We start from the raw sequence: 21652 nt of genomic DNA, 5'->3' as shown, positions 1-21652 counted from the left end.
GGGTCACGGCCCCGCGGCCTTGGTCAGGTTGACCGGGAGTGGGCAAAACTTGGGGGTGTATGTGTATGCTGGTGGTTCACTAAGAGGGGAACTGCCATGGACGTGCGGATTATTGTCGAGACGACCTTTGAGAACGGAACCACAAAGAGGCGTCGTCTCGGTCGTTTGTGCCGCCCGTTTCGGCGTGCGCAGCCTGAGGGGTTCGGGTTGTTGCTCGAAGATGCCAAGAAAATCCTGGGACAATTGCAGAATGCGATCCTGCTCGACCAGATCGAGGAAATTTCCGAAGCCAGCAGGATTTGTCCCGACTGCGGCAGGGTGCGAGCCATCCATGATCATCGGTCGAGGGTGCTCGACACGCTCTTTGGCAGGTTCCAGGTCAAGGCCCCACGCATTCGCCGCTGCGGCTGCAATGCCAGATCGGACGACGTCCTGGGCGGGCCGCTTTCGCCTCTCGCTCACTTTTTCCCGGATCGGTCGACCCCGGAACTGCGACGCCCTCAGGCCGAACTTGGAGCGCGTCATTCCTTCCGGGAAGCGGCGCGCATCCTGGAAACTTTCCTGCCTTGTGCGAAGCAGGTGAATACTTCGGTGCGGAACCGTCTTGGCAAAGTCGCCCGGGACATCGGAGACAGTCCGCAGACTGAGCCGGTCGTCACGGGGGCCGCCGAAGATGCGCCTGAGTTGACGGTTTTCTTAGACGGCGCGCATAGCCGATGCCGACCGGAATACCAGAAGATACACCTCGATGTTGTGGTGGGAAAGATCGAGAGCCTCAATAACTGTCGCCGCTTCGGCCTTGTTCCGCAGGCGGTGCTGTCACCCGCCTGCCAGCTTCGCCAGGACTTGAGGGCTCTCGGTTGGGATCAGAAACAAACCGTCACGGTGATTTCGGATGGGGAACCCGCCCTGCCGAACCTCGTGCGCGATGCCGTTGGCGGAAAGGTCCGCCACATCCTCGACTGGTGGCATATCTCGATGCGTATTCAGCACGTCGAGAACGCCGTAAAGGGCCTGCTGCAGATCAGAAGCTTCTCCGGTATTCCGGTGCTGTTCAAACGTCCGGCCGAAACGCTGCGATGGTACCTGTGGCATGGAAAAGTTCTAACGGCTACAACCCGGTCTGCAATGGTTGATGGTCGATTGCGCGCGGCTGGCTACAGATGACCGCCTGGCGTCTGAAGCAGCGCGGCGGGTGCAAGCTCGGTGCCGCGAACTCTATTCATACCTTGCGAACAATATCGACAACCTGACTAACTATCGCTGGCGGCATCGCAGGGGTCTTCCGATTTCCTCATCCCGTGCAGAGGGCTGCGTAGACGACATCGGCAACACCCGCATGGGAAAGCGCCGCCGAATGAGATGGTCGCCAAAGGGAGCACACCGCGTGGCCGTTGTCCGCGCCGCCGTTCTCGACGGTCGGCTAACCGGCGCGTACCAAAGAGCAGCCGCATGACCCTCAAGTTTTGCCCACTCCCTCGCGTCGCAGATTTAACGGCAACGCGACACCGTTGGTTCTCCGTTCGGTATTGACAGAGTGGTCTTTGGTGTCGGCCCCGATGGCGGAGGCCTTAACAGGCGCAAGTCGCGCGGCTGTCCAACGGAACCTCGCCAGGATGGAAGAGAGTGACTTGATCCGCGAAGTGACAGGGCAAGGACGGTTCAGGATATGGCGGATCTCGATCTAGCCGTTGCTTCAATCTTGCCATTCATTTTGGTCGACTCTCACATGGTTTCGGAGAATCGGGCGCATTCTAAATTGATCTTGTAATCCCGATATCCAATACTGCAAAATCGATGATCGCGCGCACCTTTCGAGGCAGCGTGCGCCCTTCAAGGTAGACGGCAGCGACGTCGCCGCGGTCCCCGGTGTGGCTTTCCAGTACCCTAACCAGGTCGCCGCTGTCGAGCGCACCACGCAGGGCGAAACTTGGAACATAGGCGATCCCGAAGCTGCGGCGGGCCAGATCGACGGCGGCACTGGCTGAATTGACGTGAAACCGGCCTTCGACCTGAGTGACGACCTGCGTGTCGCTATGGTCGAAGACCCAACGCTTGGGGTTCCTGCGGTTGGTATCAACGATGCAGCTGTGCTCGGAAAGATCGCTTGGGGCGTCCGGGCGCCCCGCCCGCGCGAGGTAGGCCGGGCTGGCGACTGGCAGGCTCTCGAACGTGCCCAGTCGTCGGACTTTGAGTGAGGCAATGTCGAAGCGACCAATCCGGAAGGCAAGGTCGATCCCCTCTGCAGCAAGGTCGCTAAAGGCATCGCTCAATCTGAGGTCGATGGTGATCCCTGGGTGAACTTCGGCGAACCGCGCCAGCATTCCCGCAATGTAGACTTCGCCGAACGTGATCGGAGCGGAAATCCTCACAACTCCCGACAACCCCTTTGAGGAGTCCGAGACATCTGCCAGCAAGTCGTCGAGATCGTCCAACAGGGCAGGGGCGCGGGACAGAAGGTCCGACCCGGCCGGTGTCAGGCCGACTTTGCGGGTTGTGCGCTGAAAGAGCCGCACACCGAGGCGCTGCTCGAGTTCGGCCACATACTTTGAGGTCAATCGGTTCGAAATGCCCAGCTGAGTTGCCGCTCCTGTGAAGGAGCCGGACTGCGCGGTGGCGACAAATGCGCGGAGCTGATCGAAAAGGTCCATGTGACTATTGCGAACAAAACGTGGAAGGTCATTCGCTATATTCGTCATTTTGAGAGTTATCTGCAAGGCGTATGTTCCCTCACAGACAGGCTGTCCCCGGGCGGCTTTCAACAATAGGACACGGATATGACCACGCACGCAAACTCTGATTATGCCGCCTTCGCACTTCGCGTCGCGAGCGGTTCGCTCTTTCTCGCACATGGCTGGCTGAAGATCAGCGTCTTCACCGTCGCCGGAACCGTCGGCTATTTCGAGAGCCTCGGCCTGCCCGGTTTTCTGGCCTATCTTACGATCTTTGCCGAGATCGTCGGCGGCGTCGCTTTGATCCTCGGCATTGGCACGCGTCTTGTCTCACTGGCGCTGATCCCGGTGCTTCTGGGGGCAACCTGGGTTCATGCTGGCAATGGCTGGCTGTTCTCGGCCGAGGGCGGCGGCTGGGAGTTCCCGGTCTACTGGACCGTCGTGCAGGGTGCGATTGCATCTCTCGGCAGCGGTGCATTCGCCCTAAAGGTACCGGCCCTGCAGAGAGCTCTCGGCCAATTCGCCTGAGAAACTCATAACATCCGGGCGGCCAAGCGGCCGCTCGGTGACCAACGAAAGAGGACCATCATGCTGTCACTCAGCTTACAAGAATTAAAGGAACGTTTCGCGCCCTCCGACCGGATGCCGGTCGTCTTTCTTGGGCATGGAAGTCCGATGCATGCGATCGAAGACGGCCCGTTCAGCCGGTCGTGGGCAACACTTGGCCAGAGCCTGCCACGACCCAGGGCGATCCTCGTCGTCTCTGCACATTGGATGACCAACGGAACTACGCTTGTGGATGTCTCGGCCATGCCGCGCACAATCCACGACTTCTACGGGTTTCCGGAGGCGCTGTACAAAGAGCAATATCCGGCACCCGGGCAACCCGATCTGGCCCGCGAAGTGGTGTCGCTTCTGAACAGTCACCGCGCCGCCGGGGATGAGACCTGGGGTCTTGACCACGGCGCCTGGGCTGTCCTGAAATATCTCTACCCCGAGGCCGATGTGCCGGTCTTCCAAGTCTCGATCGATATGAGCCGCGGGCTTGGCCACCAACTGGAGATTGGCCGCGCCCTGTCGGACCTGCGGGACCGGGGCGTTCTCATCTTGGGCTCGGGCAATGTCGTCCATAATCTGCGCGCCATGCGCCGGGGCGGCACCCCGCAGGATTTCGCGCAGGAATTTGATGCGCTTTTTGCCGACCGTCTTTCGGACCGGGATTTCGGCGCGCTCGCGAATGCGCAAGAGCTGGGCACGCTTCTAATCATGGCACATCCGACGGTGGATCATTACTTGCCAGCGCTGACAATAGCGGGCGCTTCAGATACGCGTGACGACCTGACTTTTTTGACCGATGCCATCGATCTCGGATCGGTGTCGATGCGGTCCTTCATCTTTCACCCGAACTAGGGAGACCGGTTCAAGCTCGTCCATGCCAGTCGATGTGTCCAACCCGCGACCTTACAATTGCTGTGAAACCGCATCTCGCAGGTCGAATTGGCTTTGTCTCAAAGCTCGCCAGAACTGGCGTATGAATTTGAAAACGGAAAGAAAGCCTGCTTCAAGATCACGCTGAGTTGACAGAACTTTCAATAAAAGCGCGCCTTCCGGCGCGCTTCGTGTCAGTCTGGTCTTTGACCTGGGTGATCACTGCTCGGATCATAGTATTCCTTTGAACGGTTTTGAGTCCATCTTTCCGGTCTTCTCTGTGAAGCGTCAGAACCGCTTACAAATTCGACCGATGAGACTCAATTTTTCAGGAGCTTCGGTCGGAACTACGTCGTCATCGCCTTTTGAGGGATATGGCTTTCTAGCGGTGCTTTCGCAGTCGTGATACCAACGCAAGTTGGCGGGAAGCGAAGGATCAGGCTCACCCGCCGTCGAACTTGCGTTTTGCTGTTAGCCAACCGTCGTACCCAGCCAAAGCGTGATCGCCGGGAAGGCGACCAGTAAGGCAAGCCGGACGACATCGACCGCGATGAACGGCACCAAGCCTTTGAAAATCCGAACTACCGGAACGTCGGGTAAGACGGCCTTGAGAACGAACACGTTCATTCCGACGGGCGGCGTGACCAGTGCGATCTCGGTCACCACGATCACGATGATGCCGAACCAGACCAAATCGAACCCTTGAGCGACAACGATGGGCGCAAAGAGCGGGACGAAAATCAGGATGATCGCCATGGAGTCCATCACGCAGCCGAGCACGAGGAACACGAGCATGATTGCGAAGATCAATGCATAGCCTTCGAGGCCCGTGGACTGGACAAGAGCAAGGACCCCCGCCGCCAGCCCGGACAAGGTCAGCAGTTTGGAAAGCATCAGCGCGCCGAACAGGACCGTGTAGAGCGACACCGATGTATAGGCGGTGTCGATGATCACCCTGCGCAGCACTTTCCACGTCAGGCGCCCGTGAAAGGTCGCAATCAGGATCGCGAGGCCCGCGCCCATGCCTGCTGCTTCGGTAGGTGTGAAGAGCTTGGCATAGAGCCCACCGATAATCAGGCCAAACAGCAGCAGGAACGGCCAGATCCCTGAGAGGGCCTGAAGTTTTTCGGGCCAGGGCGTTCTTTCGCCCTGCGGCGCATGGCTGGGGTTTCGCGCAGCGACGAACCGGATAGCCAGCATGTAAAACGCAAGACCAAGAAGGCCGGGGATCACTCCGGCGATGAACAGGTCGCCGATATTCGTCTGTGTCAGAATTCCGTAAACTACCATGATGATCGAGGGCGGGATCAGAATGCCCAGGGTGCCTCCGGCTGCGATTGTTCCGGCAGCCAACTCGTCAGAATAATTGTACTTCTTCATGCTCGGATAGGCGACCTTTGCCATGGTGGCAGCCGTCGCATAGCTGGAGCCGCAGACGGCGGAAAACCCGGAGCAGGCCACCATTGTCGACAGAGCCAGACCACCCCGAACGTGGCCGACAAATCCATAGGCGGCTCGAAACAGGTCGTGTGCGATGCCGGTCTTCGAGATCACGTTGCCCATCAGGATGAACATCGGCACGACCGCGAGATCGTAAGACAGGACAGCGTCCGAAATCGTAAGTGGCAGAAGTTGAAACGCAATATTCCAGTTGATGGCAAATCCGATCCCGGCAACCGAGATGGCAAGCAGGGAAAAGGCGAGCGGAACCCGCAGGAAGGCCAGCAGAATGGCCGCAGCCATGGCGATGGAGCCAACGATCATAGCGCTTCCTCCGCGTGGGTGTCTTCGGGATCGACCATCGGGCCGGTGAAAGCGATGGCCAGTGAGGCCAGCGCGGACAAGGCACAACTGAGCGCCATGAAGAAATAGAGTGGGGCGCGTGGCACCCGAAGCGCCTGACTGACCTCGGAAATTCTAGAGGCGTTGAGCCCGTGCTTGACGAAAAGACGGAACAAGAACAGTTCATGAGCCTGGCCACCAAGGCGCTCCAAGCCGGTTCATGTGAACCGAGGTAGTTACGATAAAATCGAACAAGAACTCGAACTATTTTACATAAACTTCATTATGCGCCGTTATACTTAGTGTTGCGATAGTATATTTTCGTATGTATGCTGAAGCCTGTCACAGAGGGTCCTCAGCATGCGTCATCTACTCAAGAAGCTCCTCCCCTCGGTCGCAGTCGCTTTAACTGTGACAGGCCTTTTACTGCCGATGCCCGCCCGCGCGCAGACATACCCGATCGATTGCGCGATCCTACTGTGCCTGTCTGGTGGCTGGCCTGCTTCCGTGCCATGCGCCAGAGCTCGAGCCGAATTCATCCGACGCATTACGCCATGGCCGGTGGAACCGCCGCTACAAATCTGGCGCTGTCCTATGGGTGTTTCCTATGAGACTGCCCCAGCACCAAGCAGTGCAGAACGCATCTTTGAAGCGTTCTTCCAGAACAACAACACTGGACCGCGACAATCCTTTCCAGCGCGCGATGCCGCTGACCCAATTGAGGCTGCTTGGCGCACTCCAGAAGCTCCAGATGACCTTGTTCGCGCCGATAGGGCCCTTCGGCTTGTTCAGGACCGCGCGGACATCGACATTAGCGGACCTGAATTCAACTTCGTACGATCCATCCGAGTCTTTGATGTCCGGTATGCCCGACAGCACGAATCCGGTCGTGATGGTGACTGCAACCGTAGCGCCACCGTGGTCCTCGGCACTTATGGCATCCAAGGTGACTTCGCCTGGCAGAGGTCTTCCATAGCCGCCCTACCAGCCGACCATGTCGGTCTCGAACGCTGGGGCCAGAATTGCCCCGGCATCTATCACCGTTCCGTGTTCGTCGATTGGCGTGACTATGAGGGCAATTATGGGTTTGAGCAGGTAAACTACTGACCTACCGCTGCATTGGCTGGCCACGGAACCCGGCTCCTTTGAATTTACGACGGCACCGCATATACGTCGCGGTCCATAGGCTATTAGGCATTTCGGCAAACACTACGGGCTCTCACTCCTCACCCGCCCTCGTCTCTTCCGATCCGTGTGAGCGCGTCGAAGTCAATTTCCTGTTTCTGTTCCTCAGTCAGATCCGGCCGGGTTTCCGATACCGGCTGGGGCCCATGGATGTCCCACATCACCGCATAAGTGCCTGTAGTCCAGCGATACACCCAACCAACTACGCTGCACCCATCGGTCCCGATCAGATTGGCAATTGCAACGCCTTCACCTTTATCATCGTCCACTGTTTACTGACTTCCTGCACTTTGGCGCTGCAATCGCGGCATCGTGTTCCAAGGCTTCGCCTGCACAGCATGACGCAATTGGTGGATGTTGGCTGACTACTCTTCCTTGAAGGAGCTCACTTCACATGGGGACGTCCAATGCGGTACGCCCCAAAATTACTTTGTTCTCAAATCTTATGGTCGGGCTCCGTGGCGGCTTCGACGATCGCCAAAATCTCGAAGGGGTCAAATCCGACGGCACGCGACAATTGGATGAGCTCGACAACGTCGATCCGGCGCTCTCCGCTTTCGACACGGGCCACGAATGACTGGTGATGTCTAAGTTTGACCGCCAATTCTTTCTGGCTGAGTCCTGCTTTATTCCGGGCGTCGACCAACGCCTGGCACAGAGCCTCCTGACCTTTGCTTCTGATTGTTGTCGCCACGCGTCACATACCCTTTGTGACGTCGCTAGCGGATGAAATCTGTTATCTAAAAAGTAGATATATGAGGGTGTTATCGGCGTCTGGTTTCCAAGGGATGCAAGTCTGGTGCATGCCCAGTGGCCCATCAATCCCCCACCAGTTCGAGAAACCGACCGTAGTCCTGACTGACTTCGCGGGCTTCTTCGAAGGCGCGCGCACGCTCCTGCTCGAGGCAGCGGAAGTAGTCCTGGATGTCCGTGATGTAGACCTCAAAGTCCCGTCGGATGATGTCGGCATAATCCCGGGCGGCCTGCGAATCGCTTGGAACGAATGGCCGGACCGGGGCGAGGCATGACCCAGCCTGGCTTGCGACCGGAGCGAGCATCAGCAAGGCCACAGCCTGCATCTTCACCCATCGGTTCAACCGCAAGTTTCTGAAACCCCTATTTTCCTTGATAGACGCCAATGGCCGTGCCTAGAGTTTGAGTAACTGAGATACAGCCGTATCTGCCGCATTATATCTTGCGGTTAATGATATACTATCGTAACTCTGGGCTTCAAGTGGGAATGCCCGGTCGTTGCGTGTTTGAAGAAAGCGTGAGCCGGGCCATGAACTGGGACATCGAAGCACCAAATGTGGTTACGGAAGCACGTTTCCGCGAACTCGTGGAAAGTGGCTATAGCGCTGAAATCCTGTGCCAGAAGTCGGCACACAAGAAGGGCCCCAGCTATTATGGGGTCTGGATCATGCGTGTCGTCTCTGACGAGGGCGTGGAAAAGCTGCTGGTCACAGCCCGTACCCGAACGACCTATAACGACATCAAGATCCGCGAGTTCAAAACCATCACGGGCGTGGTGTCCTTTCTCATCGGGATCGGCTTCTCCCATGCCGATGTGCCGCTCGAGGAAGGCCAGCGGACGACGCACAAACTGGCTGCAACCGACACGGGCGGCAGCAAGTAGTCTCTTTCTCTTCTGGTTCCTGACGGGTCCCGCCACTGCGCAGATGGTGCTGGTCATGGAGAGCGATGGCTCACTGACCCCGTCCCGCTCTCAGGACAGATTTGCCCGCAATTACAATGACGGCATCGGCCAGGGGTCCGCTGCTGATGAACTGGCAATCCTCGGTGAGACTGACCTTGGGTCAGACGAAATCCAGATGGCATCACTAGCGCGGCCCGCTCCCCTGCCCCGCGTCGATGTTCTGGCGGCCATCGAGGCTACCGCCCTTCGTTACGTCGGGCATCCCGGGCTGCGGCGCACGGATCTCTCGGTTCGTGATTGGCTGACGCTCTACCGTGCCAATATCGAAGTCGAGAGCGCCTATCGGCAGGATGCGGTCTCGAGCGCCGGTGCCATTGGCCTTGGTCAATTGATGCCCGCGACGGCGCGCGACCTTGGCGTTGACCCGCGCGATCCGTTGCAGAACCTCGACGGGTCCGCCCGCTATCTTGCGATGATGCTGGAGACGTTCAGCGATCCGCGCCTTGCCCTCGCAGCCTACAACGCCGGACCCGAGGCCGTAAGCCAGTATGGCGGCATCCCCCCCTACAGAGAAACCCAGAACCACGTGGCCCGTGTCATGGCCGTCGTGGCCCGATTGGAAGGATCAAATTCATGAGACAGATTTCAAACCTATTCGTCGCCTCTTTGGCGCTGTTCCTGCTCATTGCCAAACCGGCACTGGCGCAAAGCATCGATCTCTCGCCGATTCAGAGCCTTCTACAGGGTATCGTCGATGCGTTGACCGGCCCGCTTGGCGTCGTCATCGCGACGCTCGCCGTGCTGGGCGTTTTCTTGAGCTGGTTCTTCAACATCATCGATCTGCGCCAGGCGCTCTGGGTGCTTGTTGGCATCGCCGGTGTCGCCGCCGCCCCCACCATCGTTGCCGCGGTCTTTGCCGGTGGCTGAGCGCTCGCCCCTCTTTCTCGGCCTCGTGCGACCGCCCAAGCTTTTGGGCCTGCCCATCATGTACGCGATGGTCTGGCTCTTTGGCTCGGTGCTGCTCTTTGTTTGGGTCCAGCACATCGCGGTGCTGGGCGTGGCGGCCCTGCTCTATCCCGTGCTTTGGAAGGCTGCGGATTGGGACCCGCGCTTCATCGACGTGATAATGACGGCGCTGCAGGAGACACCGCCGACGCGGTACCGCAGCATTCACGGTGGGGACAGCTATGCGCCCTAATACGGCTCTGAATGAAGCCCTCGATACTCGGACCATGACGCCGGACTGGTATGCGCGCGAAACCCGCCTTGCGCATATGCTTCCTTACGTCAGCCTGGTCGATGACCGCACGGTGCGGACGCGGGTGAACGAGCTTTTCCAGTGCATCCGGCTCGACGGGGTCAACAGCTACACGACGGATGATGCCTATCTCGACAAGGTGACGGCGCTCTTTGCCCGGATCATCGCGCAGCTGGGACCGGAGTTCAGCTACTACGTCCACAAGGTCTCGAAAGCGATCACGCCGGACCTCGAGCCAGTGCGCGAGGACAGTTTTGCCAGAGAAGTTGACCGCCTGTGGCGCGCGAAACTCGAGAGCAGCGGCCTACGCGACAAAACCCTGACCCTCACGGTCATTCACCGCCCGCCTCCCAAGAGCGTTCTGCCCTTCCTCAATCGCAGCGCCCCGGACCGGCTGAAGGAGGCAACCGAGAAACGCCTTCGCCGATTGGGCGAGGCCGTGAGCGTATTCCTGTCTGGCCTGACCGAACTAAACCCGCGCGTGCTATCGGCCGAAAGCGGCGAACTCATCGGGTTTCTGGGGGCGCTCAACACCGGCCAGGAATTGCCGCTTTATCCCGCCAATACCTACGGCTTTCTGTCATTCAACGTCGCCAACACGCGAGTGACGTTTCAAGGAGATCACTTCGAGCTTTCCGAAGGCGTCGTGGGCCACCGCTACGGCAAGAGCTTTACCGTCGGGGAATATTCCGAAGCCACCTCCTGCACGATGTTCGACATGCTGAACCTGCCGGTCGACATGATCGTCACGCATTCCTTCACACCGATCAATTCAAACCTCATGGCGGGCCGGATCAAGCGCCAGAAGCGCCAGATGCAGGCCAGCCAGGACGCCGCCCTGTCGCTCATGGAAGCCCTCGATATCGCCGCCGATGATCTCGAGGCCAAGCGCCAGAGCTTTGGCGAGCACCACATGGTGGTGACGATCTTCTGTGAGACGCTTGACGAGCTGCAAACCCTCAGCGCCGAGATCGTGAACGCCGCGGCCGCCGAAGGTGTAAAGATGATCGGCGAGAGGGTGGCAGCTAAGGCCCATTACCTCAGCCAGCATCCCGGCAACCAGCCCAAGCGCGTGCGTGCCAGCGCGATCACCAATCGCAACTTCGCAGATTTCGCGGCGTTTCATCGGACTCAACTTGGCAAGCCTGCTGAGAAGACCCCCTGGGGCCGGGTCATTACCTATTTGCCCACCCCGGAACAAAGCGCCTACCGATTTTCCTATCACGAGCAAGGCAGCCCCGAGAAGGAACCGACCAGCGGGCATACGCTGATCATGGGGCGGCCCGGGTCAGGTAAGTCGGTCCTCTCGGCATTCCTCATGACGCAGGCCCGTCGAGCAGGGGCGCGGATCTTCGTTTTCGATTACCGTCTCGGTATGGAGATGGCGGTCCGCGCCAATGGCGGGCGCTATGCATCGCTAAAGGCCGGGCAGCCCACGGGCCTCAATCCGCTCTGGACGGAAACCGATGCGCGTGGCACCGCCTGGCTGTCGGACTGGCTGGCGACCCTGCTCTATCGCGCCGACAAGCCGCTCACGCCCGCCCAGACCAACCGCATTCAGGAAGTCGTGCGCCAGAACGCGCAGGCCACGAATCCGGCTTTGAGGAACTGGCGGGATTTCGCGTCACTGTTCGTCTCGACCGATGATGGCGGCGATCTCCACCAGCGCCTGCTCGAATGGACAGAAGACGGCCGCTACGGCTGGATCTTCGGGCAGACGCTTGAAGACACGTTCTCGCTGGAAGGCGATGTGGTCGGCTTCGATCTCACCGGTATTCTCGACAGCGAGGCCGAGAAGGAGCGCATGGCCGTCCTCTCTTATCTCTTCCGCCGGGTCGAGCGCGAGATCGAGGACCGCCGTCCCACGATCATCGTCATCGACGAGGCCTGGAAAGCGCTCGACAACGCTTATTTCGCCGAGCGGCTCTCGAACTGGCTGGTCACTGCGCGCAAGCAAAACACCGTTGCGGTGATGATGACGCAATACACGAGCCAGCTCGAGCGTACGCGGACCGGCAAGACCATCGTCGAGGCGGTGCCGACACAAATCCTGCTTCCGAACATCCGCGCCCATGCGTCCGATTACGCGATGCTGAACCTCTATAAGAAGGAACTCGACGTGCTTCTCAACACCGGCAGCGACAGCCGCCTCGCGCTCATCCGTGATGATCAGGGCTCCATCGTTGTTGATGCAGATCTCAGCGCCCTCGGAGCCAATCTCACCATCCTCGGCGGCATGGAAAAAGGCGAGGCGCTCGTCGGCGCTGATTACCGCGACCGCCCAGACTTCTGGAGACTTTCATGACACGCATTTTGTTGCTTCTCGCCGCGCTCGGCGCTTTGGCCTCCTGCGCCCAGTACCAGGAACCGCAGGCCAATTGCTTCACCTTCCTGGCCTCGACGGCGCCCACAGCACCGGATTGCAGCTTCACGCCTCTCGACGCACCGGAGGGTGACGTTGAGATCTAAGCTGCCCCATATCCTCGCGCTTTGCCTGCTGCCCGGTCTCGCCTTGTCCCAAGGTGTGCCGACCAATGACAGCGGGCTGACCGCGCGCGATATCGTCGAGACCAGCGATCGCGAGTCCGATCTTGCGATCCAGGCAGACAAGCTTGCCGTGCGCGAACTCATCGCCGAGATCGAACGGGAGCAACTCGAAACCTTGCAACGCATCCTCGATGCCCAGACAAGCTTTGGCGGCCAGGGTCTGCCGGCCATGGTCTCCGGGCTGGAAAGCGGCAGCGGCGATCCCGACCGTTCCGTCGAGGCGGTCTATGGCACGGGTGAGATCGATCCCAATCCCGGCGGCGCACAGATGTTCGGAGATGCGGCGGCAAACATCGAGCAACTCATCATCCGCGTGGCCCAAGAGACCAGCGGGTTTGCCGGTGTTGGCCGCGCGGGCCTTTCTCCGGTCCAATGGCGCGCCCTGCTGCAGGCCCTCATTTGGCAGGAAAGCCGTTTCACCATCGGTGCCCGCTCGCCCGTAGGCGCCTTCGGCCTCACCCAGATTATGCCCGGCACCGCCAGCGATCTCGGCATCAACCCGGAATATTATGATAGCCCCTACCTGCAAGTGCATGGCGGCGCGCGCTATCTCGCGGCCCAGCTCAACACCTTCGACGGCAATATCATCAACGCGCTTGCCGCCTATAACGCGGGGCCGGGCCGGGTCTTTGAATATGGCGGCGTCCCACCCTTCGCCGAGACACAGCATTACGTCCAGGTCATCCCCGAACGCTACAATCTCTACCTGAGCCGCATCGGCGGGATCGAAGCGCTCGGCACGATCGACCCCGCGTTGCTGGCCAATGCGAACCTCTCGATCACCGGGCATGGCGCGGCCTATTATGGCAACAACGCGCCCGCCGCGATCAGACAAGCCGCCCTACGCATCCAAGACATCGTCGAGCGGATTTCCGAGACCGAAGATGTGCAGGAGAGCATCGCACTCAACACCTATGCCCGCGCCGAACTCGTGCGCCTCGTCGCCGCGCGTATTCGGCTGCAGGCGGCGTGCACCCGCGTGCTCTCCGCCGAGGAACTGGCCCAGGCCAGCGCCCGTATGGCCGAAGGCGCGTTCATAGAATTCACGATCAGGGAGATAGACTGATGAGAGATTTACTCATGAGGACGGCATTGGCCACGACACTTGGGTTTGGCCTGCATCTCGGCACACCGTCCACCGCCCTGGCGCAAGGCGTACCCGTCGTCGACACCCAGAACATCGCACAAAACATCCAGCAGCTCCGGCAGATGATCGAAGACGAGATCCTGCAAAACGAGCAGCTCACGCAGCTCCGCGAACAGCTTGCCACACTCACGGAACAACTTGGCGAATTGCAACGGACCTACGAAGCGCTCACCCGCCTTGCCGAACTCCCGGAAATCATCCGCACCGAGATGGAGGACGAGCTGAACGGCCTGCTCGATCAGGAGTTCGGAGACATCCTCGCCACCATTGAAGCCATCAAGACCGGAGACTTCTCCGGCCTCTCTGGCTCCGGTGCGGGCGAGATCGAAACTCAGATGGATCGGGTCTTGGCCGATCTCGGATTTGACGATGACACCCTCTCCGAGATGGCCACCAGCGGAAATCCAGGGGCCAACCGCGTGGCCACGCAAGCCACGACCGGCGCGCTCGTCTCAGCCGCGGCCCAGAACAGCTATGAAGATGCCGGCCAGTCGCTGGAACGCGTCGACCGGCTCGTCGGGCTGATCGATGACATGGATGAACTCAAGGAAAGCATCGATCTCAACACACGCGTCACGGCGGAACTGGCGATCGCGCTCGTGGCCATGTGGCAGCTCGAAGCCGTGCAAACGGTAGGCGACGGCACCGGAGGCGTGATCGATGCCGCCACCATCGCCGAGGAGCAGCGCTTCATGGACTTCACGCTGCCCGACCTGCGTGCAGACTGACTTGGGTGTGACGCGTGGCGAGTGAACAGGACATCATCGAAGAAGAACTGGTCTATGGTGCCCTGCGCCGCGAACGGCTCTGGCAGCGCCTTGGGCTCATCGGGCTCATCTTCGGCATCCTCGGTTGCCTGAGCGCGGCGGCTGTCTCAATTCTCGATGTCGATCCGCCGCCTGTGGTCGTTCCCTATGATCCCGCCACCGGCTTTGCCCTGCCCGAGGCATCCGTGGGCGCGACTTCGGTCACAGCCAACCAGGCGGTCATCGAGGCGGAGGTCTTCCGCTATGTGACCGACCGCGAGGTTTATAACCAGCTCGACAATGATCTGCGCATCCGCAGTGTTCTGCGTCGCTCGGACGGTGCGGCCGAGAGCGGATTGCGCCAGATCTGGAACAGCGCCAACGAGAACTATCCGCCCACGGTCTATGGCCCGAATGCCCGGCTCGACGTGGAAATCCTCAGCATCAATCGCATCGGTACCAACCGCGCCACGGTCCGCCTGCGCAAACGCCTGACATCCATCAACGGAGTCCAAACCGGCCTTTTCACCGCCACGCTTCTCTTCGAGTTCCGCCCCGAGACCCGCCGCTCCATCGATGAGGTCTGGACGAACCCCTTCGGCTTCACCGTGCTCGAATATTCCATCCGCTCCGACAGATTGGAAAATTAGTTTGATCAGAAAGTTCGTTGTTACTGGCATATTTGCCCTGCTGCCAGTCTTTGCCTTCGCCGAAGCCATCCCGCGTGGCGGTCCCAACGACAATCGCGTGCGCTTGGCCACCTACCAGGAAGGTCAGGTCTACCGCCTCAGCGTCTCACTCACCCATGTGACTACCATCGAGTTCGGCGAGGGCGAAAGCATCCGCTCGATCATCGCAGGCGACACGGAGGGCTTCGAGATCGACGGCGTGCCGGGCGGGCAAGCTTTCGCGATCAAACCCGTCGCGCGCGGTGTCCATACCAACGTGACCGTCTACACGAACAGGCGGAGCTACTATTTCAACGTCCAGGAGGTCCGCAGCCCAACCTTCTACGTGGTGCAGTTCCGCTATCCGGACGACAATGCACGGCCCACACGTGCCATCGCGACCCAAGCGCCGAACTACAATTACGGGGCAAGTGCGCGCACAGAGTTCACCCCAACCCGCGTCTGGGACGATGGGACCTTCACGTACTTCGAATTTCCGCGGAACGCGCCGGTGCCGGCGATCTTTCGCTACGCGAATGGTCGCGAACGGACGGTCAACACACAAGCCACCGAGGACGGCGTGATCCGGGTCTCCGGGGTAAACAGGCAATGGGTTCTGCGGATCGGTGACGAGGTGGTCTGTATAGAGGCCACACCGCCTGCGGGGGTGGGCTCATGAGCGACACCGGAAACGCGGACCTCGAGAAACGTCTCGCAGCCCTCGAGCAAGGCAAAGGCGCAGGTTCGCCTCCTGCCCCACGGCGCTCACCGCTGCTCGCTTTGGTCGTCGTCCTCGTGATCGGCGCCGGCGGTGCACTGCTCTATCTCCTGTCCCAACCAGAAGAAGAGGAGGCCCTGCCCACGGCCACACCGGACGTGTTCCAGAACGAAGGAGACGGGTTCGGTGCCATCGAAACCCTCCCCCCACCGGAGCCCGAAGTCGTTCTGGTCGCACCAGACCCGGTGGAACCGAACGCCGAGCTTTTGGCGCAACTCGCCGCCCTTCAGGCCCAGATCGAGGAATTGCGCAACGCGCCCGAACCGGTGGTCGAGGAAGACACGGCTGCCGCAGAAGCCATCGATGCGCTGACAGCCCAAATCGCGGCGCTGCAAGCAGCGTCAGAAGCCGCGCAACAGCAGTTTCGAGATGAGCTTACCGCGCGCGATCGCGAGCTGGAGCAACTCCGCATGGACCTCGAACTCGCGCAGCTCGAAGCCAATCGCCCCCTCCCCGCGCCCATTGGGCCCACAGAGGACGAGTTGCGCGCGCGGGAAGAAGAGCGGCTCCGCCGCGAAGAGGAAGCAAGACGGCTCGCGGAACTTGAGCGCCGCGCAACTGAGGAGCGCGCGTTTCAGGAGCGCCGCATCGCCTCGCCCACTATCGCCTTTGGTGGCACCTCCGGCGCAAATGAGACGGCGTTGACAGAGCGAACCTTTGGCGATGTGACGGATTTCGTGCTGAACGGTGCGCTGCCCACTTCCGTCACGCAAGCCGAGGTCATCGCAAATCCGTCCAACACCATCATTCAGGGCACGATGATCCAGGCCGTCATGGAAACTGCCCTCGATAGCTCCCTGCCCGGCCAAACCCGTGCCGTCGTTTCCGAAGATGTCTACAGCTTCGACGGCTCTCGTCTCCTGATCCCGCGCGGGTCCCGTCTCATCGGGCGCTATCGTTCGGGCGTTGATATCGCGCAGCGCCGGGTCACGATCGCCTGGGATCGGATCATCCTGCCTGACAATCAAACCATCCAGATCAGCTCCTTCGGCGGCGATGAACTTGGCCGCTCAGGCGTGACCGGCTTTGTCGACACGCGCTTTGATGAGCGCTTTGGCTCGGCAGCGCTGATTTCCCTGATATCCGCAGCCCCAAGCGCCGCTGCTGCAAACGTTCAAGATGAGACCACCGCAGACGTGCTCGAAGACGTGGGCGATGATCTGGCCGATGCCACGGACAGCGTGATTGGCGATTACCTTTCGATCGGTCCTGTCATTTATGTCGACCAGGGCGCCCGCGTCACGGTGATGGTCGACCGCGATCTGGAGATACTCTGAGCCCATGTCGCTGAGCTATCTCCAGACCTCGCTTGATCGGATCGACGCCGCCGCCCGCGACGATGTCATCGAGATCTGCATCAACCCCGATGGCAGCTGTTGGGGAGAATTCCAGGGCGATCACTTCATGCGGAGACTGGACCAGAAGCTGACCGCAACAGAAGTCAAAGACCTCGGCAACCAGATCGCCTCTTCCGCCAATACCACCATGAGCAAGGACCGCCCCATCGTCTCGGTCTCGATCACCTACAAAGGGCGACCGATCAGAGCGCAGGTCATCACGCCACCCGCTGTGCCCTCTGCCATGTCGATCAGCCTGCGGTTTTTCTCGAGCCTGCCGCTCGACGGGATCGCGCTCGATTTCCTCTATGGCAAGGAACGCAAGCTAGAAGAACTCCGCCTCGAGAAAACCCGCGAACTGCGCGAGGTGGTGGCCGCGGGCGTCATCGACGATGCCCTGGCCTTTTGCGTCGACAACAAGCTCAACATGATCGTCTCGGGCGGCACCTCCACCGGCAAGACTGTCGCCGCGCGCAAGATCCTCTCTCATGTGCCTGCCGAAGAACGCATCGTCACCATCGAGGAAGCCGCCGAGCTTCTGCCGACCCAGCCAAATGCCGTGACCCTCATCGCCAATCGCGACGCGGAGTTCCAGACCGCCGATGTGCTTCTGACCGCGACGCTGCGCATGCGCCCTGACAGGATCATCCTCGGCGAGGTGCGCGGCAAGGAAGCCATGACATTCCTCGAAGCGATCAATACTGGCCATGGCGGGTCCATGACCACGCTGCACGCCGAAACCCCGCAACTTGCCGTGCAGCGCCTCGCAATCGCGGCGCTCAAGACCGAGATCCCGATGACCTATACCGACATGATCCAGTACATCGAGAATTCCATCGACGTGATCATCCAGGCCGGTCGCCACGACGGCCGACGCGGCATCACAGAATTCTACCTCCCCGGCGCCAATGAGATCGGAGCTTCCCAATGAAGACCTTTGAATACGATATCCTGTTCTTTCCGGTGAAGAAGCAAAAGGACTACGACGAGGTGCGACGTGCTTTGAATGAGCGCGGCGCGGAAGGGTGGGAGGTTATCACCGCCGAAGCCGGCGACTACGGCTACACCACTTTCTTGAAGCGTGAGACTGGTACAAAGAAGGCGGCATCGGAATGACACGGGCTATTGCAGTCGCTGGCCTGCTCTTGATCTTTGGCACAACTGCTGGCGTAGCCGAGCGGAACCTGATCCCGACGCTCGACAACCACCCAAATGTTTGCCCAGACCAGCCACCTGAGCCGAAGTGGATGCAGAACATCAATGTGCGCGAATCCTATAAGCGCCTTTTGATCCAACAGATATATCGGGCTCAAAGCATGGAGCGCGTCGTAGACTCGCAAAACTGCGACTGTCCCACGCGGTATCCATCTTGGGCAGCAGCCGAACGCGTATACGTCGAGCATTTCGCAGCATCTGAATACTGGGACATCGTGGAAGCGACTTCCGCATACCGACGCCAAGCAAATGAGCTTCGACGCGAAGCCATGCCTATCTGCGAAGCCACCGGAAACTGGTAGGTCTCCATGAGTGTCGTCACCTATTTCGTGGAAACCGCTGAAGGCTATCTCAATACCGCTGCCGAGACGCAATTCGGCGCGGTCGCCGCAACGGTCGGCACGTTGCTGGTTCTGGGCACAACACTAGTTGTCATTCTGGTCTTCATCAACATGATCTACCAGTATCGCGCCATGGACGGCCGAACTGCCTTTTGGCTGGCCGTGAAGGTCGGACTTATAGGGGTCTTCGCGACCAACTGGGTCCAGTTCAATGCGCTTGCCTCAGCAATACTGAACGGAATTGACAGCATTGCCGGCGCCCTTGTGGCTTCTGTCGGCGGCGGATCACCTGGTCCGTCCGGTACCTTTGCAGAGGAATTTGACGAACTGATTGCAGCGCTCGGGGACTATCTGAATGCTGCGGGATCTGAGCTGAACTGGATGGCGGGTGCCTTGCTTGACACACTTGGGGTTCTGCTGCTCTCGATTCTTGGCGGGTTGGCGGCGTTTATTGTTGTGGCGTCCCGGCTCATGATCGCTCTGCTAATTGGCATTGCGCCAGTGATGATCTTCTTGACCCTGTTCGAGGTGACCAAGGATTATTTCGCGCGCTGGTTATCCGCGCTCATTTCATTCGCGATGTATCCGATCGTCGTCGCCGGAGTGTTCGCGACGATCACGGGGGTCTCTCGGGCGCTTCTTGCCGAGCTTGGCGACCCGGAGGGAGCCTCGAACATAGGGGCCCTTATCCCATTTTTCATGATGGTGCTGATGGCAAAGGGTTTCATCATAGCAACGCCTTTCTTGGTCCGGGCGATTTCTGGAAACATCATGATGCCGGCACTCTCGGCCGGGTTCGGGGGAAGCTATGCCTTCGCCAGAGGGCTTGCAGGTAGCCAACAAGTTTACAATCGCTATGCCATCGGTGGCGCAACTGGGGCTGAATACGCAGCCCTTCGAGCGCGACAATTCTTCGGCGTGCAAGCCTTGCCGAGCCGGCCAAATACTGCTGGAGGGCCAACTGCGGCTCGTCCGGGTGACGCTACCGGAACAGGCGCCCGAATGCTGGCACAGCTTTCAAGACTTGGTAGGTTGGGCAGGCGGTGACAGCCAGGTGCCAAAAACTTGCCAAAACTGCAAAGGTTTCGCTGCGGGTTTTTGTCATTGCTAAACGGTTGATCCCTCGCGACACAAGGCACGTGGCCAAACACGACCGTTTCTGCCACAGGCGGAATCGACAATTTTAGCACCGTGCCACGGCCCTGCGCATCACCCGATTGCCAACTGGCTCAGGCTCTTCGCCGGGGTGTTGCCCTTCACCTTTCCAGTCGTCTGACCAAAGCCAATCTTCGAAATAATAGAGCCAAAGGTAAGTCCACGGAATGATGGTTTGGTCGATCCGCTTCCGCGCGTCCCATTCCCTGGCACCTGGAAGATAAAGACAAAGGCGCAGCGGATCTCTGTAGACGTGAGGCAAAGGACGCCCTGCCGCCAGCAACTCCAGATCCGGGTCGTCTATCTGAACACCGGGCGTTTGACCCGGCTGAAACGTGATAGTGGCAAGGTAGGAGCGCGCCAAGGCGGTCGGTTGTATAGGCTCTTGCCATGTCAATTTGTTTGCGCGGACCTGCCCCACACCACTGATAGCCGGGCTTGCCTTCAGGAACAGCAGCTGCTGCGACAGGGTCAGGTCGTATTGCCCGCCTCGTCCTATCATCAATCACCGAAGAACGTATTTGTGGGCACGGTCGTTGATGCTGCGACCTTCGATGTCGTCAGCCCGACCACAGGTGCGACAGAAAGCAGACCCGATTTGCGACCATCCGACACCGCATTGACGCGGTTGCCGAGAACCCGTCCGGTGACACCGGAACCGAACGAACGCTCCATGTTCAATGACACACGGTCCTGACCAACAGCATCGCGAAGGACTTCTAAGTCGGACAGAGCTTGTGCGTGCCACGCATAGAACGCTGGTGCCCGGCGTTCATCCTTGTTCCAATTGTCGGCGAAGTTTTCCCCGTTGGTTGTCTCGTTCAGGATGGCATAGCCCCGCCGTCCGTCCAGAATGGGGCGGTCGATGAAGTGCGGCATCATCCGGATCGTTTCGACCAACAGATCCATTTCGTCATGGAAGACGTGGTTGCGCACGCAATAGGCATAGGACTGCATCGCAAGGGTGGTAATGATAACGGAAATCGGGGCCACGTCTTGCGTGTTGTTCTGATAAAAAACGTCGCGGTGCCGTTTGACAATTGCACGATGCGGCGCAGGATGCCTTCACTGCTTCTTGGACGGGGAACGGCTCCACCGTCGCCTCGTCCCGCTGCATGGCGATAAACTTGCCCACAAAGGTAGGCCAGAGTGCGGCGCGCTCATCGAACAGGGTCTTGTAGGCCCGCGGGTTTGTCGGATGCCATTCCTTCAGAGCCCGGTCGGGCACCAATTCGCCCTGGTTGCCGCAGACCGGGTTTGCTATCGTCGGGGATAGGTCGAGGTGGAAGTCCTCCGCATAGTTCAGACACCAACAACGCTTTTTTTCTTCGAGAAGGCGCACATAGGTGGCGTGTTCCTTGAGCCGGTTTCCAACCGCCGCCTTCAGGGTCGTTGGTGAGATGCCGGACGCGATACCTGCACAAAAGCAGATCAGATCGACATCGAATTCCCGCCGCCCGATTGGCTTCACGGCCGTTCCAAGCGCACTGGACTCTTGGAGATAGACCAGAACACTGACGAGTAGGGGATCAGTTGAACCGGACAGCCAGTCTCCGACGGCACCATAGCTCTGGCGCGCACGATCAAACTGGGTTTCGGTGAGGTCCAGATCCTTGAACCGCGCCGGGTTTGCCGGAGGCTCCAACTCCTGAGTAGGATGGAGCATCATGAGCAAGACAACGAACAAGTATTCCCCCGAAGTGCGCGAGCGTGCCGTTCGCCTGGTTCTGGACAAT

25 protein-coding genes and 2 pseudogenes are annotated in these 21652 nt (G+C 59.7%); 19 read left to right on the top strand and 8 right to left on the bottom strand.

Features of this window, described 5'->3' with window-relative positions; translation table 11 throughout:
• The first annotated feature begins 96 nt into the window (after positions 1-96).
• Together ACXYMN_RS18150 and ACXYMN_RS18145 are read left to right on the top strand one after the other, a co-directional pair.
• Positions 97-1456, top strand: a pseudogene (locus tag ACXYMN_RS18150) (ISKra4 family transposase).
• A gap of 49 nt (positions 1457-1505) precedes the next feature.
• A pseudogene (locus ACXYMN_RS18145) lies at positions 1506-1688 on the top strand (helix-turn-helix domain-containing protein); the annotation flags it as partial.
• 66 nt (positions 1689-1754) lie between these two features.
• Here the strand turns inward: ACXYMN_RS18145 and ACXYMN_RS18140 are convergent.
• Positions 1755-2651 (bottom strand): LysR family transcriptional regulator, encoded by an 897-nt coding sequence (locus tag ACXYMN_RS18140; protein WP_459015292.1) that lies wholly within the window; start codon positions 2649-2651, stop codon positions 1755-1757.
• Between the two features lie 126 nt (positions 2652-2777).
• Between ACXYMN_RS18140 and ACXYMN_RS18135 the strand changes: the two genes are divergently transcribed.
• Together ACXYMN_RS18135 and ygiD are read left to right on the top strand one after the other, a co-directional pair.
• Positions 2778-3200, top strand: coding sequence for a DoxX family protein (locus ACXYMN_RS18135; RefSeq protein WP_459015290.1), 423 nt, complete (start codon positions 2778-2780; stop codon positions 3198-3200).
• Between the two features lie 60 nt (positions 3201-3260).
• On the top strand, positions 3261-4082 hold the full coding sequence (gene ygiD / locus ACXYMN_RS18130; protein WP_459015288.1) for a 4,5-DOPA-extradiol-dioxygenase: 822 nt from the start codon (positions 3261-3263) through the stop codon (positions 4080-4082).
• 489 nt (positions 4083-4571) lie between these two features.
• On the opposite strand, the gene ACXYMN_RS18125 is transcribed toward ygiD, so the two are convergent.
• Both ACXYMN_RS18125 and ACXYMN_RS18120 read right to left on the bottom strand, forming a co-directional pair.
• Positions 4572-5864 (bottom strand): TRAP transporter large permease, encoded by a 1293-nt coding sequence (locus ACXYMN_RS18125; protein ID WP_459015286.1) that lies wholly within the window; start codon positions 5862-5864, stop codon positions 4572-4574.
• Positions 5861-6058, bottom strand: coding sequence for a hypothetical protein (locus ACXYMN_RS18120; protein ID WP_459015284.1), 198 nt, complete (start codon positions 6056-6058; stop codon positions 5861-5863). Before ACXYMN_RS18120 ends, ACXYMN_RS18125 begins: the two co-directional genes overlap by 4 nt.
• A gap of 184 nt (positions 6059-6242) precedes the next feature.
• Here ACXYMN_RS18120 and ACXYMN_RS18115 point away from each other — a divergent pair, with 184 nt between their 5' ends.
• Positions 6243-6989: a hypothetical protein gene (locus tag ACXYMN_RS18115; protein WP_459015282.1), complete on the top strand. Its 747-nt coding sequence runs from the start codon at positions 6243-6245 to the stop codon at positions 6987-6989.
• Positions 6990-7108: 119 nt separating this feature from the next.
• Here the strand turns inward: ACXYMN_RS18115 and ACXYMN_RS18110 are convergent, their stop codons facing one another.
• The 3 genes from ACXYMN_RS18110 to ACXYMN_RS18100 form a co-directional block, all read right to left on the bottom strand.
• Positions 7109-7336 carry a hypothetical protein gene (locus ACXYMN_RS18110; RefSeq protein ID WP_459015280.1) on the bottom strand — a complete coding sequence of 76 codons (228 nt, stop codon included), beginning with the start codon at positions 7334-7336 and terminating at the stop codon, positions 7109-7111.
• 167 nt (positions 7337-7503) lie between these two features.
• Positions 7504-7761, bottom strand: coding sequence for a helix-turn-helix domain-containing protein (locus tag ACXYMN_RS18105; RefSeq protein WP_459015279.1), 258 nt, complete (start codon positions 7759-7761; stop codon positions 7504-7506).
• 124 nt (positions 7762-7885) lie between these two features.
• Positions 7886-8146: a hypothetical protein gene (locus ACXYMN_RS18100; RefSeq protein WP_459015387.1), complete on the bottom strand. Its 261-nt coding sequence runs from the start codon at positions 8144-8146 to the stop codon at positions 7886-7888.
• Positions 8147-8349: 203 nt separating this feature from the next.
• Here ACXYMN_RS18100 and ACXYMN_RS18095 point away from each other — a divergent pair, with 203 nt between their 5' ends.
• From ACXYMN_RS18095 to ACXYMN_RS18030, 14 genes are all read left to right on the top strand, one after another.
• On the top strand, positions 8350-8703 hold the full coding sequence (locus ACXYMN_RS18095) for a hypothetical protein (RefSeq protein WP_459015277.1): 354 nt from the start codon (positions 8350-8352) through the stop codon (positions 8701-8703).
• 43 nt (positions 8704-8746) lie between these two features.
• Positions 8747-9361, top strand: a complete 615-nt coding sequence (locus ACXYMN_RS18090) for a lytic transglycosylase domain-containing protein (RefSeq protein WP_459015275.1) — start codon at positions 8747-8749, stop codon at positions 9359-9361.
• Positions 9358-9651, top strand: coding sequence for a TrbC/VirB2 family type IV secretion system protein (locus ACXYMN_RS18085; RefSeq protein WP_459015273.1), 294 nt, complete (start codon positions 9358-9360; stop codon positions 9649-9651). Before ACXYMN_RS18090 ends, ACXYMN_RS18085 begins: the two co-directional genes overlap by 4 nt.
• Positions 9644-9922, top strand: coding sequence for a VirB3 family type IV secretion system protein (locus ACXYMN_RS18080; RefSeq protein WP_459015271.1), 279 nt, complete (start codon positions 9644-9646; stop codon positions 9920-9922). The genes ACXYMN_RS18085 and ACXYMN_RS18080 overlap by 8 nt, the downstream gene beginning before the upstream one ends.
• Positions 9912-12287, top strand: coding sequence for a VirB4 family type IV secretion/conjugal transfer ATPase (locus ACXYMN_RS18075; RefSeq protein ID WP_459015269.1), 2376 nt, complete (start codon positions 9912-9914; stop codon positions 12285-12287). Before ACXYMN_RS18080 ends, ACXYMN_RS18075 begins: the two co-directional genes overlap by 11 nt.
• The gene (locus ACXYMN_RS18070; RefSeq protein WP_459015267.1) at positions 12284-12451 is read left to right on the top strand and encodes a hypothetical protein; all 168 of its coding nucleotides are present in this window, start codon (positions 12284-12286) and stop codon (positions 12449-12451) included. Before ACXYMN_RS18075 ends, ACXYMN_RS18070 begins: the two co-directional genes overlap by 4 nt.
• Positions 12452-12506: 55 nt before the next feature.
• Positions 12507-13595: a lytic transglycosylase domain-containing protein gene (locus tag ACXYMN_RS18065; RefSeq protein ID WP_459015385.1), complete on the top strand. Its 1089-nt coding sequence runs from the start codon at positions 12507-12509 to the stop codon at positions 13593-13595.
• Positions 13595-14404 (top strand): type IV secretion system protein, encoded by an 810-nt coding sequence (locus ACXYMN_RS18060; RefSeq protein ID WP_459015265.1) that lies wholly within the window; start codon positions 13595-13597, stop codon positions 14402-14404. Before ACXYMN_RS18065 ends, ACXYMN_RS18060 begins: the two co-directional genes overlap by 1 nt.
• Positions 14405-14418: 14 nt before the next feature.
• Positions 14419-15072, top strand: coding sequence for a VirB8 family type IV secretion system protein (locus ACXYMN_RS18055; RefSeq protein ID WP_459015263.1), 654 nt, complete (start codon positions 14419-14421; stop codon positions 15070-15072).
• A gap of 1 nt (position 15073) precedes the next feature.
• The gene (locus tag ACXYMN_RS18050; protein ID WP_459015261.1) at positions 15074-15769 is read left to right on the top strand and encodes a TrbG/VirB9 family P-type conjugative transfer protein; all 696 of its coding nucleotides are present in this window, start codon (positions 15074-15076) and stop codon (positions 15767-15769) included.
• Entirely contained in the window at positions 15766-17145 is a 1380-nt protein-coding gene (locus ACXYMN_RS18045) for a TraB/TrbI/VirB10 family type IV secretion system protein (protein ID WP_459015259.1), read from the top strand. The genes ACXYMN_RS18050 and ACXYMN_RS18045 overlap by 4 nt, the downstream gene beginning before the upstream one ends.
• Before the next feature lie 4 nt (positions 17146-17149).
• Positions 17150-18136, top strand: coding sequence for an ATPase, T2SS/T4P/T4SS family (locus tag ACXYMN_RS18040; RefSeq protein ID WP_459015257.1), 987 nt, complete (start codon positions 17150-17152; stop codon positions 18134-18136).
• Entirely contained in the window at positions 18133-18321 is a 189-nt protein-coding gene (locus ACXYMN_RS18035) for a hypothetical protein (protein ID WP_459015255.1), read from the top strand. The genes ACXYMN_RS18040 and ACXYMN_RS18035 overlap by 4 nt, the downstream gene beginning before the upstream one ends.
• Positions 18322-18728: 407 nt before the next feature.
• Entirely contained in the window at positions 18729-19808 is a 1080-nt protein-coding gene (locus ACXYMN_RS18030; RefSeq protein ID WP_459015253.1) for a TrbL/VirB6 family protein, read from the top strand.
• A 609-nt stretch (positions 19809-20417) separates the two neighbouring features.
• Here the strand turns inward: ACXYMN_RS18030 and ACXYMN_RS18025 are convergent.
• Both ACXYMN_RS18025 and ACXYMN_RS18020 read right to left on the bottom strand, forming a co-directional pair.
• Positions 20418-20852 carry a hypothetical protein gene (locus ACXYMN_RS18025; RefSeq protein WP_459015250.1) on the bottom strand — a complete coding sequence of 145 codons (435 nt, stop codon included), beginning with the start codon at positions 20850-20852 and terminating at the stop codon, positions 20418-20420.
• A partial coding sequence (locus tag ACXYMN_RS18020) for a nucleotidyltransferase domain-containing protein (RefSeq protein WP_459015249.1) occupies positions 20830-21652 on the bottom strand: 823 nt, incomplete at its 5' end. The genes ACXYMN_RS18025 and ACXYMN_RS18020, both read right to left, overlap by 23 nt.

Source organism: Roseivivax sp. CAU 1753 (genome assembly GCF_054482575.1).
The sequence above is the reverse complement of the archived record's forward strand: the minus strand, read 5'-3'. Positions and strand labels throughout refer to the sequence as shown.